Origin of the sequence: Chryseobacterium jejuense (assembly GCF_017877355.1) — a bacterium.
Classification (GTDB): Bacteria; Bacteroidota; Bacteroidia; order Flavobacteriales; family Weeksellaceae; genus Chryseobacterium; species Chryseobacterium jejuense_A.
In genome coordinates, this window is the sequence record NZ_JAGIPR010000002.1 from 251,275 (window position 1) to 271,167 (window position 19,893).

The 19,893-nt window shown below is 33.5% G+C and carries 21 protein-coding genes; 1 reads left to right on the forward strand and 20 read right to left on the reverse strand.

Annotated elements, in window-relative coordinates:
• Positions 1 to 50: 50 nt before the first annotated feature.
• Together J2772_RS04935 and J2772_RS04940 are read right to left on the reverse strand one after the other, a co-directional pair.
• Entirely contained in the window at positions 51 to 674 is a 624-nt protein-coding gene (locus tag J2772_RS04935) for an FMN-dependent NADH-azoreductase (protein ID WP_209913866.1), read from the reverse strand.
• Between the two features lie 60 nt (positions 675 to 734).
• Complete coding sequence (locus J2772_RS04940; RefSeq protein WP_209913868.1) at positions 735 to 1,313, reverse strand: Crp/Fnr family transcriptional regulator; 579 nt, start codon at positions 1,311 to 1,313, stop codon at positions 735 to 737.
• A gap of 185 nt (positions 1,314 to 1,498) precedes the next feature.
• On the opposite strand from J2772_RS04940, the gene J2772_RS04945 reads away from it, so the two are divergent.
• The gene (locus J2772_RS04945) at positions 1,499 to 2,917 is read left to right on the forward strand and encodes an L-serine ammonia-lyase (RefSeq protein WP_209913870.1); all 1,419 of its coding nucleotides are present in this window, start codon (positions 1,499 to 1,501) and stop codon (positions 2,915 to 2,917) included.
• Positions 2,918 to 3,090: 173 nt separating this feature from the next.
• On the opposite strand, the gene J2772_RS04950 is transcribed toward J2772_RS04945, so the two are convergent.
• The 18 genes from J2772_RS04950 to J2772_RS05035 form a co-directional block, all read right to left on the reverse strand.
• On the reverse strand, positions 3,091 to 4,743 hold the full coding sequence (locus J2772_RS04950) for a serine hydrolase domain-containing protein (protein WP_209913872.1): 1,653 nt from the start codon (positions 4,741 to 4,743) through the stop codon (positions 3,091 to 3,093).
• Positions 4,744 to 4,749: 6 nt separating this feature from the next.
• Positions 4,750 to 5,331 (reverse strand): YIP1 family protein, encoded by a 582-nt coding sequence (locus J2772_RS04955; RefSeq protein ID WP_209913874.1) that lies wholly within the window; start codon positions 5,329 to 5,331, stop codon positions 4,750 to 4,752.
• A gap of 11 nt (positions 5,332 to 5,342) precedes the next feature.
• Entirely contained in the window at positions 5,343 to 5,615 is a 273-nt protein-coding gene (locus tag J2772_RS04960; protein ID WP_209913876.1) for a DUF2089 family protein, read from the reverse strand.
• Between the two features lie 165 nt (positions 5,616 to 5,780).
• On the reverse strand, positions 5,781 to 6,623 hold the full coding sequence (locus J2772_RS04965) for a prephenate dehydrogenase (protein WP_209913878.1): 843 nt from the start codon (positions 6,621 to 6,623) through the stop codon (positions 5,781 to 5,783).
• 167 nt (positions 6,624 to 6,790) lie between these two features.
• Entirely contained in the window at positions 6,791 to 7,234 is a 444-nt protein-coding gene (locus tag J2772_RS04970) for a DUF5991 domain-containing protein (RefSeq protein WP_209913880.1), read from the reverse strand.
• 15 nt (positions 7,235 to 7,249) lie between these two features.
• Entirely contained in the window at positions 7,250 to 7,744 is a 495-nt protein-coding gene (locus tag J2772_RS04975; RefSeq protein WP_209913883.1) for a hypothetical protein, read from the reverse strand.
• 17 nt (positions 7,745 to 7,761) lie between these two features.
• Entirely contained in the window at positions 7,762 to 8,307 is a 546-nt protein-coding gene (locus J2772_RS04980) for a hypothetical protein (RefSeq protein WP_209913885.1), read from the reverse strand.
• Positions 8,308 to 8,337: 30 nt separating this feature from the next.
• A complete protein-coding gene (locus J2772_RS04985) occupies positions 8,338 to 9,003 on the reverse strand; it encodes a hypothetical protein (RefSeq protein WP_209913887.1) in 666 nt (221 codons plus the stop codon).
• Positions 9,004 to 9,076: 73 nt separating this feature from the next.
• On the reverse strand, positions 9,077 to 9,745 hold the full coding sequence (locus tag J2772_RS04990) for a hypothetical protein (RefSeq protein WP_209913889.1): 669 nt from the start codon (positions 9,743 to 9,745) through the stop codon (positions 9,077 to 9,079).
• A gap of 38 nt (positions 9,746 to 9,783) precedes the next feature.
• Positions 9,784 to 10,503, reverse strand: coding sequence for an SH3 domain-containing protein (locus tag J2772_RS04995; protein ID WP_209913891.1), 720 nt, complete (start codon positions 10,501 to 10,503; stop codon positions 9,784 to 9,786).
• 113 nt (positions 10,504 to 10,616) lie between these two features.
• The gene (locus J2772_RS05000; protein ID WP_209913892.1) at positions 10,617 to 10,889 is read right to left on the reverse strand and encodes a hypothetical protein; all 273 of its coding nucleotides are present in this window, start codon (positions 10,887 to 10,889) and stop codon (positions 10,617 to 10,619) included.
• Between the two features lie 242 nt (positions 10,890 to 11,131).
• A complete protein-coding gene (locus J2772_RS05005) occupies positions 11,132 to 11,602 on the reverse strand; it encodes a hypothetical protein (RefSeq protein ID WP_209913894.1) in 471 nt (156 codons plus the stop codon).
• 15 nt (positions 11,603 to 11,617) lie between these two features.
• Positions 11,618 to 12,835 (reverse strand): tetratricopeptide repeat protein, encoded by a 1,218-nt coding sequence (locus J2772_RS05010; protein ID WP_209913896.1) that lies wholly within the window; start codon positions 12,833 to 12,835, stop codon positions 11,618 to 11,620.
• Between the two features lie 143 nt (positions 12,836 to 12,978).
• Positions 12,979 to 14,091 carry a hypothetical protein gene (locus J2772_RS05015; RefSeq protein ID WP_209913898.1) on the reverse strand — a complete coding sequence of 371 codons (1,113 nt, stop codon included), beginning with the start codon at positions 14,089 to 14,091 and terminating at the stop codon, positions 12,979 to 12,981.
• A 36-nt stretch (positions 14,092 to 14,127) separates the two neighbouring features.
• Complete coding sequence (locus tag J2772_RS05020; RefSeq protein WP_209913900.1) at positions 14,128 to 15,180, reverse strand: hypothetical protein; 1,053 nt, start codon at positions 15,178 to 15,180, stop codon at positions 14,128 to 14,130.
• The gene (locus J2772_RS05025) at positions 15,171 to 17,885 is read right to left on the reverse strand and encodes a M23 family metallopeptidase (protein WP_209913903.1); all 2,715 of its coding nucleotides are present in this window, start codon (positions 17,883 to 17,885) and stop codon (positions 15,171 to 15,173) included. Before J2772_RS05025 ends, J2772_RS05020 begins: the two co-directional genes overlap by 10 nt.
• Positions 17,886 to 17,903: 18 nt before the next feature.
• Positions 17,904 to 18,743, reverse strand: a complete 840-nt coding sequence (locus J2772_RS05030) for a PAAR-like protein (RefSeq protein ID WP_209913905.1) — start codon at positions 18,741 to 18,743, stop codon at positions 17,904 to 17,906.
• 1 nt (position 18,744) lies between these two features.
• Positions 18,745 to 19,764: a LysM peptidoglycan-binding domain-containing protein gene (locus J2772_RS05035; protein ID WP_209913907.1), complete on the reverse strand. Its 1,020-nt coding sequence runs from the start codon at positions 19,762 to 19,764 to the stop codon at positions 18,745 to 18,747.
• Positions 19,765 to 19,893: the final 129 nt, after the last annotated feature.

Below are 19,893 nucleotides of genomic sequence, written 5' to 3' on the forward strand. Positions count from 1 at the left end.
TGAATAAAAAATAGAGCCTTATCTGAAGGCTTCGATTAAAAAATATCATATTATGCGATAGAATGAATGGCATTGAAGATTTCATTTTTTGAGTTTTCAAAGATTTCGCCGCCAAATTCTTCGTTATCTAATGAAAAGATGGTCGTGTCTGTAATTCCCATGATTCCTAAAATATGTTTCAGATAGGTCGTCTGAAAATTGACATGTCCGTTTTTTTCATTTTCACCATATCCGGTGTCGCCGCGGGTTGATAATATAAATGCTTTTTTGTTTTCAAGCAGTCCTACATAATCACCATCAGGAACTCCGGATCTGAATTTCCACGTTTCATTAATTCTCATGATCTGATCTATATAGGCTTTTAATCCACTCGGGATAGACCAGTTGTACATGGGAACTCCAATAACATACACATCATGTTCTTTAAGCTCTTTTATCAATTCATCACTTAGTTGTAAAGCTTTTCTGTTTTCTTCTGTTCTGTCTGGTGTTTTTTTAAACGCACCGGCAATCCACCCTTCATCAATATTGGGAATGCTGTCAATTCCGGTTTCCCTGTAAGTGAATATATCGGAAGGACATTTTGTTTTCCAGTTTTCTACAAAAAGTTGGGTTAGTTTTCTGCTGTAAGATCTTTCACTTCTTACACTGGCATTGATAATCAGTATTTTCATTTGTTATGATTTTATAACAACAAAATTCCTGATTAATCATTAGGTAAAAATTGATCTAGTTCAAGAGGATTTATTTTTTTTCCTGATCCTGCTTATAAATTCTGCAGATACGCCTAAATAGGAAGCTATTAAATATTGTGGAACTCTGGAGGCAATATCCGGATAGGTTTCCATAAAATCATAATATCTCTGTTCCGCCTTAAGCATGTGGTTAAAAACAATTCTTTTCTCAAGAGTTCCCAAATAGCCTTCTAAAATAATTCTGAAGTATTTTTCCAAAGAGGGAATTTTTTCCAGCATTTTTTGAAAAGAGGGTTGACTGATCTGCAGAAGAGTTGTCTTTTCAACAGCCTGTATATTGTAAATGGATGCTTTTTGTTTGGAGAAACTGGAGATGTCGGTAGCCCACCAATGGTCAATAGCTAAAAAAAGAATTTCTTCATTTCCGTTTTCAGTATTGATGCAAAAAGCCTTTAAAACCCCTGAAACAATATAGCTGTCATGTCGGCAGATTTCTCCGTTTCTTAACAGGAAATCACCTTTTTCCAATGTTTTCTCTGTCCAGAAACTTTTACAAAGGGAAATCTCTTCCGGACTCAGTGTAACATGCTGTGTAATGCTCTTAATTAATGTTTCCATTCAAAATAATTTAAAGAGAACTTGGTCATGGAGATGAAACAGATAAAAGATATTGGCTAATTTACAAAAATACAGGTTAGCCATTTATTATATTCATGATGAAGGGCTGCTAATTGTGAAGTTTTACTATGCATATTATAAGATTTATCATGTATCTTTGCTTTGAGGAAAATGAAGAATCATTTATGGAATCAATATCGGTTTTTGAGATTATTAAAGTAGGGATAGGTCCGTCCAGTTCGCATACGATGGGGCCATGGAATGCAGCATCTGCATTTATCAGGATTATAAAAAGAGAAAGATCAATAGAGGAAGTAAAAGAAGTCTTTCTTGAGTTCTTTGGCTCACTTGCGAAAACGGGAATCGGACACGGAACAGATATTGCAGGAATGCTTGGTCTGAATGGAGAAGATTATAAGACGATCAATACTACCAAAATTGACGAGAAAGTAGATTACATCAAGAGTACTCAAACCATCAATCTTGGTGGCGAGAAGGTGATTCCGTTTATTTATGGGCATCATCTGATCCTGAATATGAAGAAATCTCTTGATTTTCACCCGAATGGAATGATCTTCAGAGCTGTTTTTGAGGATGGAACCGAGCTTGTTCAGGACTTCTATTCTGTAGGAGGTGGTTTTATTGCCAGTCAGGAGAAAAACTCAATTCAAAAACAATGTGTACGTACATTGTATCCTTGTCATAAAGCTTCGGATATTGCAAAATACTGTGAAAAGCTTGGGCTTAGCAAAATATCAGATTTAATTTTTATCAACGAAGAAAGCTGGAGAACTCAGGAAGAGACGAAAGCAGAAGCTTTGTATATCTGGCAGCAAATCAAGGAGTGTATTTACAAAGGAGTCAATAAGGAAGGTATACTTCCGGGAGGATTAAATGTTTCCAGAAGAGCAGCAGGAATCAACAGGAAGCTGCTTGGAGATAAAATATATAAGAATAAAGATGAATGGTTTCAGCAGGTTGTGGATGCCGAAGAAAACTTTACCAATATCAATAAATGGATTGCCTGTTTTGCACTGGCAGTGAATGAGGAGAATGCGAGCTTCGGAAGAATTATTACAGCACCTACTAATGGAGCAAGTGGTGTAATTCCGGCAGTTTTGATGTATTCTCAGGCGTTTACAGATTCTATCAGTGAAGATGATATCATTCGCTTCTTATTGGTGGCAGGAGAAATAGGGACATTATTCAAGAAAAATGCGACGATCTCAGCAGCAATGGGAGGCTGTCAGGCAGAAATCGGAGTTTCATCTGCTATGGCTGCAGCGGGGCTTACAGAGATTTTAGGTGGAAGCGTTGGGCAGGTATTGATGGCCGCAGAAATTGCTATGGAGCATCACCTTGGATTAACATGTGACCCTATCAGAGGATTGGTACAGATCCCTTGTATTGAAAGAAATACAATGGGTGCTATGAAGGCCATTACAGCTGCCAATATTGCATTGGAAAGTGATCCTGCCAAAGCAAAAGTAACTTTGGATGAAGTAATTCAGACGATGTGGGAAACCGCTCTTTCGATGAGTGACCGTTTCAAAGAAACTTCTGAAGGCGGATTGGCGATTGCCGTGAATGTTCCGGAATGTTAATTGAGAGTATTTATTTACAATATCAAAATCCTTAGATTGCTTGTCTAAGGATTTTTTGTTGGATATATTGATTTGTTGTGAGGTATAACCACCCCGTCAAAAATTTAAAGAATTTTTGCCCCCCTCCGGAAGAGGGGAATGATTACGTTTTCAACTGGAGTATTTGTGAAAAGCTACTTATTGGAGTGTTTTTTATTGAATACATATGTTTTTCCGCCTTGTATCATTTTGAGTTGGTGGTTTTCAGGATTGAAAGTGAGTTTTATTCCCGCTTTTTCAAAGGTAAACTGGTCTCTTTCTGCGGCAGTCAACGGAAACTCTGCCTGATTGGTAGCCTGAGCATATAATCCTTCTTCTTTGACGAATATTTTTAAGCTTAAATCAATATCCTTTGAAGTGTAATCACCCACATATTTTTCCAGATCAGCAACAGGAATTTTAGCATTATTAAATACCGGATATTGATAATCCCTGCCATATACCAGATTCATAAGGGCAATGTAGAAACTGTTGTGTGGAAAGTTCTGACCATTAATAGTTATGGCATATGATAATTGATCTGTGGGTTCAAAGGTTAAGATAGAATGACTTCCTGCTGTATCTCCTCCATGTCCGTAGGAAATAATATTGTAGAAGGGAACTTTCATGATCCCAGACCCAAATACTTTTTCTTTTTTATTGGAAATCATCATATCAAGAGTTTCTTTCTTTATGAATTTACCATTGAATAAAGCATTGATGAAAATATTCAGGTCTTCCGGAGTAGAGGTGATATCTCCCAATCCGATACAATTGTGAAAATCAAAATCTTTAACTTCTGTCCAGCTATCTTTTATAAATTCATAGGATCTGAAAATATTCTTCGGATTATCGAGTACAGAAAAAGTATGAGGCATAGGAGCTTTGTTCAATATATTTTCCTTTAAGATCTCATTATAAGGCTTGTTATGGATCTTTTCCAATATTCTGCTCAGTAGGAAATAGGCAGAGTTGGAATACCTCGCCCTTTCTCCGGGTTTAGATTGTATATCATTTTTTTTGATCACTTCAATAATGGCTTTGTCACCTACCGGACCTTCAAATAGCCAATTGTTTTTACCTGCTTTTCCTACATAATCTCCCAATCCGCTGGTATGATTCAGCATGGTTTGGATCGTGATCTTTTTAGCATTGGGAATTTCAGGATAGAATGTTGAAAGAGGCTCGGTAAGACTTAGTTTTCCCTGTTCTATAAGCTGAAAAAGCATCACTGCAGTCATAAGTTTACTGATGGAACCTATCTGATATCCGGTATTTTGGTCATAGGTTGTATTCGCAGGCAGCAGGTTTTGGCCAAAGTCTCTCTTATAAATTGGTGTTCCGTTTCTGAAAATAGCTATACTTCCGATTTCCTGATTATTCTGAACCATATAGTTTAAGAAGTCATCAATTTTTTGAGTGTTGATTGCTTTTCCGTTGAGGTAAGGGATGTTAGAACTCTCCGGTTTGCTATCTCTGTAAAGGTTAAGAGCTATTGTTCTTCCATTCTGAATCAGGTTTCCTTCAAAATGATCTGTTTTATAGATTCCTTTGTAACCTGCATTGATACTTCCTATTTCAAAACTGAGCTCATTATTGTTGAAATCTGTTTTTTCTACAGGAATTTCCCTTGAACTTTGTTTGGGGCTGATAAGAATAGAAGTGTAAGCTTTTGATTTTTTTGATATTTTAAAGATAACAGGAAGTTTAATGCTTTGGGTATCCAATTCACCGTTCCAGGTTCCTTCAATTTGGGCGTAAGAAATCTGTGCCAGACATGCCAGCACCAATAATAATTTGATTTTCATGGTATTTTAAATAATTTTATTAATTATGACTTGACAGACTAAAGTGCTCACCAATGAAACAACACAGAAGAGCACAATATGCTGCCATTTTTTGATATTGGTTGCTGTTTTAAACCCATTATAAAAAAGAGTGATGCTATAGATCAAAGTGATAATGGAAATAAGAGTCATGGAGATCATAATCAGGAAATCCAGAAAAGGAAAGGTTCCTGAAGGATCAGACTCATACTTGATAACATTTTTTCCAGCAAGCTTAATGTATGATATTTTTCCAATGCATTGAAAAAGGATCAGAGCAAGTTGGGAGATTAAAACGGTATTCACAATATCAATGATTCTTGTTTTACTGTTTAGAATTTTGCCTAAAATAAAAAGAACTACAATCGCAGCCAGAAAGCTTAGAAGGGTAGTAGTTGCTATTATTTTGAATGAAGCATTCTCCACATTGCTGATTCTGTAAATACTTGTAAAGGCAGTATTTGTCCAATATCCTGTTGCAATGGAAAGAATAACGGCCAAAATTCCGGTAAGGAGAAGATGTTTTTCATCAAACCTTTCAAACGGATTAAAAATAGTTTTCCAGTTCATTGTGTATAGGTTTACAGGTTATTTTTAAGTTGTTCAATCTTGGTAATCAGGTCATCCATTTTATTTCTCATGGTTGGGTAGGATAGACCTGCCTGCTTGGCCATTTCTTTAATGCTTCCGCTGGACAGGAAGAAATTAAGGATAAAATCCTGTTCATCACGATTCAGTTTTAGAAGAACCGGAAGTTCATAATCTCCGCTTACCTCAGTTTTACAGCTTGGGCATTTCATTTGGCTTACGTTAAGAGTGTTGTCACAGCTTGGGCAGACTATCGGTAACTTCATTGAATTTATTTTTTACGAAAATAATATATTTTTTAATAAAGTTAAAATATTTTTTAATTTTATTAAAGTTTTACTTAAAAAATGAACAAAAAAATAACTGCAAAAATTCCTTTTGCAGTTAATAATATACCGTTTTTAATAAGTTACATTTTGATTTTCAGTATGTTACCTTAGTATTCCTCTGATTCTGTTGGCATTGGTAATCAATTCTTCCAGATATTCATAGTTTTCTTTTTCTAAAGCAGATTTGAATTTTCTGAGCTGAGTGATATGTTCATTCAAAACATCCAGTACATTTTCTTTGTTCTGTTTAAAGATCGGAACCCACATTTCAGGATGTGATTTGGCAAGACGAACGGTACTGGAGAACCCGGAGCTGGCAAGCTGAAAGATGGTTTCTTCCTCACGTTCTTTTTCCAAAACTGTGTTGGCAAGAGCATACGATGTAATATGGGAAATATGGGAAATGTAAGCCGTATGAATATCATGATCTTCTGCATTCATGTAGATGGTATGCATTTCAAGGGCGTTCACAATGTTTTCAACTACATTCAATGCATCTTCTGCCGATTCTTCTTTATTGCAGATTACTCCTGCCTTTCCTGCGAAACTTTCAGCAATGGCAGATTTAGGTCCGTTGTTTTCGGTACCCCACATCGGGTGAAAGGCTACAAACCTTGAACGTTTCGGATGGTTTTTCACAGCACCTACAATTCCTGCCTTGGTGGAACCTGCATCCATAACGGTCTGATGATCTGACACAAGATCCAGTACGCTTGGTAACAGTTTTCTTGCAGCATCTACCGGAATAGCAAGAATAATAAGATCTGCATCTTTGACTCCCTGTTGCAGGTCTGCACCAGCATCAATTATTTTCAAATCTAATGCTTCGTTGATATGTTGTTGGCTGTTATCGATTCCGTAGATGAAGCTGGCGATGTTTTTTTCTCTTAACTTCAAGGCCATTGAACCTCCAATTAATCCCACTCCAATAATACTTATTTTCATCTTTTTAAATTTTTTTAAATAAAAAAACCTCGTCCTAGGACGAGGTTTTAAATTATGTTCATAAGAATCCCTATCCCAGATCTGAGTTAAAAATTCTATAATAATATGTTTCGTTGTTAAAATTCACAATGCGAAATTATAAAATATTTTTTAAAGTCGGGAACTTTTTATGATTTCTTTTTGAGAAGAATAGGAGTATTGTACTGCCAGTCATTGCTGGGTACTATTTCACTTTGGAGAAAATATTTTCCGTTTTTCCTGTATACAACAGCCAGAGTGTCGGTAGGAGAGTGGTTAGTCATAGAATTACCTTCAATTTGTCTGATGTATTTTACAATGATCTGTTTTTCATTTCCGGTGATGCTGCAAACGTCTGTAAAAAAGGTTTTATAGCCAAGTCCTCCAAAAGTACAGCTGTCTTTGGTGATGGTGAGATCATAATCCAATGTCATTTCAGCGTTTTCATCCAGTTTTCCAAAATCATGAGAGATGGAATATTTTCCTTTCCATTGGGCATGAAGGGAATTTCCAGCATCTTTTGAAGGTTCTTTCGGAAGACTTTTGCAGGAAATAATGCTTAAAGCAGTAAGAATAAAGAATATTTTTTTCATGATGTTGAATGAAATTTAATCAGCACTGTGAATGATGGTTCTTTTTACATCATTGCCTTTTTGTTCCAATTCAAGGGTAGTTACACCCCCTGCAAATAAGAATTCAATTTCAACTTTGTTGGGCGAAACTTTATAGCTGATGGCTTCCAATCCATCCTGATGAATTTCCTTTTCACTGCTTTGTTTGGGTAGTTCAGTAAGAAGAAGCTCTGCTTTTTCCACTGCTTTTTCCTTGATGGTTCTTTGGTAAATATCGTCCATTTTGCTTTTAGGAAAAATGCACTCCAGCTGAGTTTCATAATCAACTGTTTTCTCCGGGCATTCTTTTAATGTAGGGATGATCTTACTTTCTTCAACAGTCTTTTCTTCAACAGCTTTTTCTGCTACGGGAGCTTTCATAGCAGAACTGTCTTTTTTCATGGTTTCTGTTTCATTTACAGTCTGTTTTGTATCGTTTTTACAGCCTGTTATCAGTAACAGGGTAATCGCGATGAAGCTTATTTTTTTCATTAATAACAAGATTAAGTTTATTTAGTATTTCTACTGGATTTTCCCATAAAGGGTCTTCCTATGGATTTCAGGGGAACAGGTTTATGGAAAATACAGGTTTCAGGAATAGAAGGTTGTTCAGATGGTTTTATCAGTTCCCAATTCATTTCTTTGTAATCAACAGTCCAGTCTGAAAGTATAGCTTTTCCTTTATGGGCAGAAGGGTTAGAGGGATTGTGAAATTCTATTATAGCTTTTCCTTGTGATATAATTCCAGTAATGATTCCTTCCTCCGGTTTATCCTGTAGAGTAAACCTGTAGGTTCCTTTTATGCTGTCCCTATTTTTTGTATTTTCTAATGTAATACTGAATAATTCATAATCATGAGAGTATCCGGCTTTCCAAACTCCTGATATTGTGTCTTTAATAGTTTGGTCATTAGCAATCTGAGAAATTTTTTCTGCCCCAATACTGTCACGGATACTGATTTTGTCCTGCAGTGTCAAAGGTTTATTCTCCCCGTTTTTTTTACAGGAAAGTATTCCTAAAACAGATAGTAAAAATATGATTTTTCTTATTTTCATGATTCCAGCTATTTGTATGTACTTTTGATTTTATGGAGTACCATTTACTTTATGTTCTGAAGAGCTGAGTTTTGAAGTGAAATTTTCTCTCCATTCATTGGCTTTTACTTCATCATTTTCACTTTTTAGAGTAAAATGACTTAGGGTTTTCCAACTATTATCATTGTTATTATACTCATATAGAAATATAGTTCTCGGAATCTTTGGTGTGTATGGAGCATCAAGATTAGGAGTATGTTTCAAATACTTTTTGGGTGTATGAAAGATGAAAATATTAAACTCTTTACTAAGCCCTTTGAATGACTGCTGGCTGAGTTTTTTATCAATCATGGTATCTGCATCCTGATCTTTATACTGGCCTGCCTGCTGGCTGTACCATTTGGCAGCTCCAATTTTAGGAACAAGAATAAATAGGGTTTCTCCATCCCGGTAAGAGAAGTCAAAATTACGGTAAACTCCTTCTGTACCTGTACTGGTTATGCCTTCCAGATCATCAATAGGGTAGTTGATGAAATCTATATTTTCCTGTTGAGGTTTTACAATTGTTTGAGCAGGTTTTATAATATCATGTTCTTCTTTTTTCTCAGAAGCTTTGAGGGTTGGAGAAGGTGAAGCTGCTCCTTTAGTGTTGGTTTCAGTTGCTTTTTTACATCCTACCAACAATAATAAAAGATAAAGGGGAATAATCTTTTTCATGGGGTTGAATATACCCCTTTTTAAGTTTAGGTTTATTCACTGTTTATGGGGATTTTTGTCTTTAAAAATGATTTTAGGCATCATAGTACAAATCTAAGATCAGATGACCTTTTTCATCACACCATTTTATCCAGAAGTTATGATCATGGTCATCTTTTACCATCAGCCAGCTTCCTTCAATTTTAACAGGATAATAAAAGCTGTCTTTATCAAGTGGTTGTGATAGGGCTTTACTATCAGGTGCTGTTCTTAGAGGGTTTTCTTTTTCATTGAAATCAACTGAAAATACAGTCAGAATATGTTCTCCAGCGGTTTGATATACAAAATTAGAATCTGATACTTTAATATACTTGATGGTATTTTTATCTTCATTTACCAATACTTTATAGAGCCCATTTTCTTTGCCTAAGAATTTGAAAACTAAAAGAGTGTTTTCAGGTTTCATAGAGTAGGGGATTATGTTGTCATCATGGAAAGTATCCGTCATTTGAAACGATTTCCATATGGAATAATCTTCGTTATAAAGTTGGATAAAATCCTTTTGCTGATAAGTATTCTTTAAGACCACAAAACCTTTGTCTGTTTGCTGTGCAGGAACTTCTTGTCCATCTTTCTTTTCAGAAGGAGATATGCCTGATTTTTCTTTATTGAATTTGGATTGGAAAGAATTTGTTGTTTTTTTATCCTGACAGGAAAGCGTAAGCAAGGCTGTTAGAACAACAGTGGAAAGTATTTTTTTCATGGTGTATCAAATATACAAAGGAATGGATATAAATCTGTTTATTTGGATTGTATCCTGCTTTTATGAACATATCCTTTTTTTCCTTCTTTAGAAACTACCAACCACCAGTCTCCACTTTGATCTAGAACTTCAATTTTTTCCCCCGTTTTTATTTTTTGTATAATTTGAGACGAAGTATTTTTATCCTTTCTTAGGTTAGTAAAGCCATCGGGATCTATTATTGTTGAATATATTTTTTCTTGATTACCTTCTTGCAGAAGTTCATAATCTTTTGAATACTTTTCAAGAGAGGGATAACCATAATATTTGTTTTTTTGAAAAGAGTCTTTTAATTCAGGATGAGAAACATAGATATTATTTAATAACAAATATGATTTGTCTGATTGAATATCAATATCCTCTTTGCCAGTGAACCCAAGTTGTAAAAGATAGGCAATAGCTTTTTCTAATGTAGCATGAGGGATGCCATTAGTTTTTATAATATTTTCTTTATTATCAGCTAGATAACTTGTTAGTGCATTTAAAAAAGAATCTTTAGATTTTAAGCGTACTAACAACTTTTCTCTCAATTTAAATGAGTTTGTTGAGGTATTATAGAATACAAATGGTAATCTAGAGCTTTGTTCAATATCATCCCAATTCTGAATATTTCTAACTGCAGCGTTGAAAAGAACTTCATTTTTTTCATAATTAAATAAAACCACCAAATCGATTGCAAGATCTGGATTCTTAGCTGCTATATTTAAGATCGATGTCAAATCATTCTGATAAATAATTTTATTTAGAGATAATAATTCTTCAAAATAAGGAAGCTTTTTGTTGTTATTTATATCAACCTTAATGCTATCTAAATCCGGTAAAATATCATTACCTATTTTAATATATTTCCCCTGTTTTGATATTTGGTAGCTTCATTGAATGCAAGAAAATCATTGTATCCACCTTGAAGTTTCTCAGGTTTAATACCAAGTAGATCCACATTAATTTTATTGAATTGTTCCTCTGTATTCTTGAATTTATTATTCTTGAAATAACTTTCAATTGTTTTAGTTTCCTTATTTTCAGGGGAAGGAAGTGTAGATTCTTTCTGTTTGCCTGAACATGAGATTAAAATAAAGATTAGTGGGAGTAAGAAATTTCTCATTTGTGTTATATGTTTTTACTTCATTTTGTCTTTAACTCTTTGTGTTATTCCGTGCTCATCTTTTGATGGGCTCTCGATGAGAATATAATTGATATATATCTTATTACACTTAATAATAAAGATTATATTTCTCCATTTCAACATCTAAAGACTCATCCAGATAATGTAGAGAATCAGATTTGATTGTACCATCAACTCCTATACTGCTTTCTGTATAAGAAATAATACCCGCTGAATTTCCTCTAAGAGGATTTAAGGGAAAATATTTTATTTGTCTTTTTATTAAAATAAGATAGACAATTGTAATTGCCGAAACCATCTCCTGAAATATTTCTGTAAAACTGCATTGAGTCGGTTTTTTTATTGTTGAGGTAAGTAAAGAGATTTACTTTTACTGTATTTCTATCAGTTTGTTTTTCTTTTATAAGTTTAATGGAAATATTATTTTCTAAAGGCAAAGAAAGTTCATTGTTTTCAGCTAAAGAGTATTGTTTCAAATACTCTTCATTTTGTTTTTTTAATATTAAATATCCTTTTCCGTTTTTTAGGGAATTGAAATAATTTGCATTCGCAAGAATAGAATCTCCAACAAAATGACTTTTATTGTGTATGACGTTTTTTGGTGAAGTATCTATTGCCTGTTTACGGCATATGCTGACAGATATTGTCAATATCAAAGCGGAGTAGCTGTATATTTTTTTTACGTTTTTCATTTGTGTTTACATTTTTTATTTCATCCTATCTTTAACTCTTTGTGGAACTTTGGACATATCTTTTGATTGGCTGCTCATAAGATTATAATATTTTGTATAGGCTTCTTTTGACTCTTGTTTATTGTTAAGCCCCCATTTCGAATCAGCATAGTTTAACCAAGCTACAACCCTGTTAGGATATTGTGAAAGTATTCTATTAAGAATGAAAATAGAGTTATTGTAGTTCTTATTTTGCTCCTGATAGTAGGCTATATTATTATAGTCGTTAACTGTTTTTTTATTTAGAGGGTATTGTTTTAAAAGTTGAGTGATTTCATTATCATTTAATGATGAGGTACATTGATAGTCTTTATTAACCTTTGAAACGATATCCAATGCCTGTCTTAAATCCAACTTCCTAGTATACATAACCAGATCTTTTTCTGTAAATGTATTGATCTCGTCAGGGGAAAAAGCTGGACCATTTAAAGGTATATAAGTATATGACAGTTTACAAATATCATCCTGTTCCACATAAGTTTCCTTTGAAAAATCTATTTTATTTAATTGTACAGTATTGGAGCCTGATGTAAAATAATATTTATAAGTAAGAAGATTATGGGGATTATCATCTTCACTAGTCTTTTTTACTATGAGAGAATTATTTTCAAAATAAACATCATCTGATTTTGGAACAATGGATTTTGTTTCGAAGTTTACAGTGTAGTTATTGTCTTTTAAAGAAAATGTAAAATTAGTTTTATCTTTAATTATGGAGTTTTCTTTTTGTAATACGCATTCGTCTGGGCTATAGAATTGTCCTTTTGGAGACTTTATAATTTTCCATTTTAAAGTACCATCATCATTAATTATAATTTCAGCTTTTCCTTTGTCATTTTGATTGCTAAAAAAACTATAAAAATCAACAATAATTTTTCCATTATTTATAACCCCTTGGATGTTGTATTCTAAATCATTTTCGCAATCTATTTTGCCACCACTATTTGCAATTGCGCAATATTGTGCTTTTATACTATTATTGTTTTGGACAATATTCAATGTAAACATTTCTTCCGGTACACTAGAATTTTGTTGCTTTTTAACATATTTCCATTTTCCTGAAATATCAATAATTTTGGTATCGGATACTTTTATTGTAGAATCCTTTAAATTTGTTTTATCATCATTAATGGCTTTTGCATTATTCTCTTTACAACTAAAAAGAAACATTAATAATAAAATTAAAAATCTCATATTATGATAAAGTTTAAGTTATCATCAAGTTTATTATCCTTCTAAGAAAAGGTCTTGATCATTTGGTAGTATTAGTGATAAAGAAATTATTTTTTTAGAACTATATTTTTTATACCTAATAAGATGGTGAATGTTGTTTTTACTTACATATCTAAGCCAATTCCATCGCCTTCAGTCTTTGCATCATTCCAATACTTCTCAAAAGAAGGTAACCCATAATATTTTTGTTTTTTAAATTCATCCTCATATTTCTTTTGTAAATCTTCTGAAGAATGCTTGTGAAAAGTTCCCATAAATGCAAAAGTTAAACCTGTTTTTTCTTTATGTTTTTCTCCAAAATATAATAGGTAAGCTATAAGTTTAGATTTCTCATGAAAATCCAAATTTTCTAATTTTATTCTATCCGTCCTTATATCTTCTAAAACAGATACTATTTCTTTTGAATATTTTTCAGGGTCAGAATCCATGTATGAAAAAGTGTCGGAGTGGATATTGAAGCTCTTATCACAGTTTTTAGTATAAAAAACCTTTAAATATGTTTCTTTGTCATCTGAGTATTTTTCAATTCTGTTTCCTTTGACATACCATTCTAAAAGATCTTTATCTTTAACATAACCAAAATCTCTAACCAATGTTTCAAGAAATGCTTTATCATTAAATTTTAGCCATGCAAGATCAGCTTTGCTATCATTAAATAAATATTTATTTTGAGCAATAATGTTTTGAGGAATATGAGTAGAGTAGTTTTGTCCATTAATTGTGACAATATTTTTTAGTAAGATAAATGGTGTAAATAATTTATTCTTTTGATCAAAAAATATATTTCCTGTTTCAGCAGATGACTCAAATAAGTTATCTTCTAATGTACTTTGTGATCCGTCCAGAAGATTACCATGATATACAAGATATCTTGTGTTAATTTTTCCATGTTGATTACAGTTGATATTCAAACCAAAAATAGAGTTTATTTTTTTTGTGAAATTTTCGTTTGAGGGTTCTTTATAACCTTTGTTTTTTAAGTCTTTAATGATTAGGTCTGAAAGAACATTTAAATCTATTTCGGATAAGGTATATTTATCTTCGGTTTCCTCATTTTCCAAATAGGCTTGCTTATCAAGAATATCCTTGACTTGGTTAGTACTAATATCTCGTTTTATAACTGTATTCGTAGGTTTGACAACCTCTTCTTGTTCTTTTTTGTTTTTGCCAGAACATGAAATTAGAATAAAGATTATTAGGATTAAAAAGTTTTTCATTTGTGTTTTTTTATCAATAATGAACTTTATAGATCTCTACTTTAAATCCATCATTTTAATGTTGAATTTTTCGAATGGGATAAGCCCGAAATCTTTTGTAGTCAGTTCTGTTTTAGATTCTTTTTCATCTCCAGAAGACATTTCAGTAGTTAAGATGGAGTATCTATGCAAATAAATTCCTTTTTTAATCTTATCATATTTAAATGTTATAAAACTCCTATTAATGATACCACCACCTCCATTAGCTTGTTCTACTGTAAAGTAATTGTCTTTAATTTTAATATCAGAAAATCCTGATGCTACATTTTCAGGATAATAAGGCTCAATTATATTATCATTGGTTAATGTTGTAAATCTATTTTCGCTATTGCTTAATTTAACAACTACTTTGAAAAGCTTAGAATCACTGGGGGTTATTTCTTTATTCCATTGAGTGCTAAAGACCGTTATTTGGTCAAGTTTTCCGTCCTGATTAATATCAGCTTCTTTTTCACTAATAATAGAATATTTATTATCTTTTTCAATTCTAGAAAGTTTTATTTCTTCAATTTTCTTTAGTTGAAAATTCTTTTGTGATTGATTTAGGGAAACTTCAATATTTGCTATTTCTTTATTAAGAGACAACATAATTGTTTTTTTTTGTTTATTGCTTTCAGCATTTTCATTTTCATAAACAAAGTTTCCGTAATAATATAAACTCTTTTTTATATTGTTATATAAATAGACATGGAAAATTGAACCATAATAATCATCTCCCTCTATTAGAATAAAATGATTTTCATTATTTTTAAAATTCCAAATATTTATATCAGCACTTTCAATAGTAATATTGGTCTCATAAAGATTATTATTTACAAACAAATTTAAAGTTTGTTTTTCTGATGGAATTAGTTTACAAATGAGCTCTGAGAATTGATAGGAAAATTCATCTTTATCCTCTGAAATTATTTTTTGTAAGATGAAATTAGAGTGTATGCTTTCCTCTTTTTTCGATTCAATTTTTTCTAATTTATTCTTTTTATCTTGTCCATTGCAATTAAATAATGTTATTAATAGCAGTGGTAGAAACCATTTTCTTATTATTTCCATTCTTTTTCTTTTAATTTATTTTGAAAGTCAATTTCGCTTTTAGATAGTTCATTTTCTGTTTTGAAATGAAAATACATCGCAGGGTTACATTTTCCTTTAAGGCCAGCAGCTGATCCAACATTAGATACTTCAAAGTGTAAGTGAGGGTTTCTTGTGGTAAAGTTTTTACCTTTCCATCCAGATATTCCTGTCAAGCCAATTACATCATTATATTCAACAGGATCTCCTTCTTTGAAAAAATCATTTTTACTTAAATGCCAAAATGTTAAATAAATTGTTCCATTATGATTAAATTCTCGTTCTAATATTTCTCCTTTATTTTTATATGTGGGCTGATATGATTTGTTTTGTAAAGATTTAAATGTTTCTTTATCTAGTACTTCAATTACCACAACATTACCTGCCATAGATTCTGAAGTATATATTTTACTTATTTTTCCTTTAAAACAAGCATAAACTTTCGTTCCTGGAACTGCTAACAAGTCACAGCCTGTGTGATTTGCCGACCCATCCCTTATCTTTTCTCCAAATGACCCATGCCAAGGCTTATATCCTCCTCCTTGAGAATATAAACATAGCATTGGATTATCAATTGGCATCCTCCATTTGCCATTAGTCTGTGGTGAACTTTTTTTAGCATTATTTATTGTACATTGATCAATTTTAAAAACTTTTGATGTTATTGTGTCAAAAGTATCTTGCTTAGGCTGATGATTTTTTGATACTCCATTTCGAATCACATCATTTCCTACTAATGGACAAATTTTTCCTTTTACATCTCTTGTTGTATTAGCGAGTTCATTTATTTTTTTCCATTTAAAAAAGATCATTCCACTTGATACACATAAATCTATTCTTTCTCCAATAGCATCCGGATTTTTCAAAACATCAACATTATTGTATTTTAATGTATAAGGATTACAATATTTATAAAATCCTTTTCCAGTTACTTGTATTAAACCTCTACCTCTATAATTCCAACCATCATTTGGCTCTGTATTTTCTAACTCCTTAGCCTTTGCAGCAGGAGGGGAATATGCATAATTCGCAATTTTTATTTGAGTCTCTATTGGAACATCAATAGCTTTCGGGTCTTTTCTATCTCGTATTGCACGTCCCCAAAGTTTTGCTTTTTCTCGTCCTTCTTTAGTTTGAAAAGCTTTAAATGTACCAATAATCGATTCCCAATAATAATTAAACCCTTCTCCTTCTTTTAAATTAAGAGCATCCCCAGCTTCAACTCTAGCCTGTGCAAAGAAATGAGCTTTATTCCAGCAAGTATTCATTCCCAAGTCCTTCATGTACTTAGTATAGGTATCTGCCACAATTTTTCTATTAGCTTCAGAAGCATTTGGAAAGATGGTTTTTAAATCATCCACAGTTATGGCTTTATCACAATTAGGGCATCCTCCTGTCTTTGTCTCTGGCTTAGGATCCTTTTTCACCCCAGTCGCCGTATTCCCATTATTCTGTGGCTTCGGAACTTCCAGAATATCCACATCAATAGTTTGTGATTTAGCAGAGATATCTAGAAAGATGACTTCTGCAAAGATCTCCTGTTGGCCTCCTTTCCAATATTCTCCGCTATCCGGGTTTTTAGGATCATTTCCTATTTCCCCGGTTTTTTGCATTTCCTTTGTGAGAGGAATAAGAACATCTACATGGTTTGTTAGAAAAGTATGCTCTTTACTGTAGAGCAGATCATCTCCTATAAGATCATGTTCCCAAATTTTAAGTATGTACTTTTTACCTACAATGTTAAAAGAATCTATAGATACCCTTATGGTTTCCCCAAATTTAGGATTTTTAGTGAATTCTTTTCCATTTTTATCGGTTAGCTTTACTTTGGTAATTTTTCCATTTTTATCAGGTTGGTTATTAGGAGAATTAGGTCTCGTCGATCCTTTTGGAGAATCCGGTTTAGGCTTGGGTGGCGGTGGCTTTGGTTGTGACTTTCCACCATTGTTATTTCCTGTAGGTTTTTTAGGAGGAGGAGTAGGAGCTTTATACTCAGGATTATTGGCATTAGCATTATCTGAGGCTTTTAATTTCCCATTGTATTCTGCAGTCACATAATACTCGTGTTGTTTTTTATCATCTTCCCTTTTGTTGGCAATAGCAATATAAGTAGTAAGCAGTGCAAAATTCCAGCGGGCATTTCCCTGACTGTCTACCAATACAGGTGGTGATTTTAGGATAAACTGATTTTTTTTATTGTGACCATCGCCTTTCTCATCATCTTCCCAAAGGGTGAAGATGATACGCTCGCCTTCCATACCCTGGCATTTAGCTACTGCCCATAGGCGGTCCTGATAACTTAATTTCTTATTCACTGGGGTACCATCCTGGAAAGTGAGTTTTACGTTAAGGATGTTTTTTTCAGCAGAAGGCTGCTGTTCATTCTTTTGAGGCTGTACAATAATAGACATAGGATCTTTACCTTCTGGTTTGTCCAGATAGCCTTCAACTCTGTAAGTGTACTGCCAGGCATCTTTACCAAAAGTAAATTCGCCCACTTTTTTCTTGATATTTGTGGTGGTAAATTTTCCATCCGGTCTTTTTCTGAACAATTCCCAGGTAACAAGGGATTCTTTTCGTTCATTAGCCGGAGTATTGGGATACCATTCCGTTACTTTATACAATGCTTTTTCTCCTGTTTTGGGAGAAGTATTACCGGTGATTCTTGAAACGCCTTTTTTTGCCATGATCTTTTAGTGTTTGGGTTACCAGGCGTCTGCCTCTTGTTCGTCCGTTTCCGCTTTGAATTGATCAAAATTAACAACAGGATTATAAACCTGCTGTTCCTTTGTATCTGCGCTATTTACGTGGCTTTTACCAGCCTCACTTTGCTGGCCATGTTTTAAGATGGTTATTTTTCCACCTGTGGTACACATCAGTTCAGAGATTTCTGTAAGACAGCTCTTTCCCATGACCTTTACTTTTTCATAGGTTTTTTGCCATTTTCCGGCTGCTGCATAAGCACAGGGAAGATATCCTCCGGAAGTAGGTTTAAGCTTACATTGTCCAAAAGGTTGTGCAGGAGGATCTAGCTGTACATCATCTTCTGTTACGGCAAGATAATCAGCCTGTCCTTCCTGGTCATTCCAATAATGTTTCTGATGACTGGTTACCTTAAATTTTGGAAATTTGAAGCCCTGATTGCATTGTACCGTTCCTTTTTGGATGACAAAATATTTGCCTTCGTGAGGTCCGGAGCTGCTTTCTCCACCCTCATCTTTCTTTTCTTCTTTTTTATCCTGTTTTTCCGTTGCTTTTTCAGAAGATTGATTTTCATCAGAGGATTGTTCTGAAGAAGAATCTTCACCAATTCCTTCCTCTGTGGTTTCTTCCTGAGAAGATGCGCTGGGAGTATCTGTTTCTTCAGCCATAAGCTGAGGATCTTCCGGAATGATGATTTTCTTTCCCGGAATAGGCTCCTGCATGATATCCTCCTCTGAGCAGTGGAGATTATGATAGGTCTTTAAGATACCTTCATTTTTCAGCTTAAATTGCTGAGCCAGCGAGCTGAAGGTGTCGCCCTGCTGTATGACATAGTTTTTCATATTATCCTTGTGTTATGGTGATTTTGTGTTGTTGAAGAGATTCTTCTTCACGCCAAAGATGTATGCTGCCTGAAGCTTGAAGAAGATTTTTCTTATGAGTGGTGTATTCTATAATTATATTTCCTGAAACAGGCTCATCAACAGGCTCATTATACTTTGTTCCTGTTCTTAATTCCTGTAAACTGTAAAACTCTGCGCTGTTTCCTGTTAAAATGGTTGTTATATGATCCTTATCTTCATTGTTTTGTTCGATCGTCATATGGCAGAGGATTGAAAAGGAATTCTGGGAAAAATAGAATGATTCCGTCCAGTCAGCCTTCTTATAAAACCAATCCATTTTAGGGAATAAAGTCTGAAAGAGAAGGGTACTCTGAAACTGTTGCAGAAAAAGCTTTTTATCAGTGATTGTATTTTTAAAAGTATCCAGATAAGTTTTAGAGATTTCTCCAATGAAAAAATCCTCTAGGTTTTTACGTTGATCAGCAAAGGTTTGAAGGATCTTCTTATGATCGGCAAATCCAGTAATTTTACCCTGTTCATTTATTATAAAGTCAATAGGCATAATGCTTTTCATACAATTGATCGCAAGATCACTCATTTTAGAATCGGGGAGAGTGCCGTTCAAAACAAAGCGATCCTGGCTGTAGGATAGTATATAATGACTTGTATTTTTGTCTTTAAGCATCGTAAGATGGACGGTGTAGTCAATGGTTACAGAAGATTCCAATGGGCTTTCAAACGATTCTGAGACCTTATATTTCCTGGCAAAAAATGATTCTGATAGGTGTGAAAGCAGAAGTGCTTTTTTTCTTTCCTGATCTCTTTGCTTTTCGGTTTGGATATTAAGGGGAACAAAAACATTTTTTACTTCATTGAGGTTCTCAAACCAAATTCTATCCATTTTTCCACAATGAGAATTGTGAAATGATTTAAGCTCTTCTCCGGTGATACCTAACCGGGAAGCTATGGAGTTGAGGGTATCTCCATGGCGAACCTTATATTCTAAAAAATCAATTTCCATCAAGTGTGAATTATCGTATAAAACTATAAAAAAACTGAATTTGAAATGAATTTTTAAGGCAAAATCTGAAAAATTGTAGTAAAACTACGACAAAAGATTACCCCGTGTTTGGGATTAAATTTATAGAGA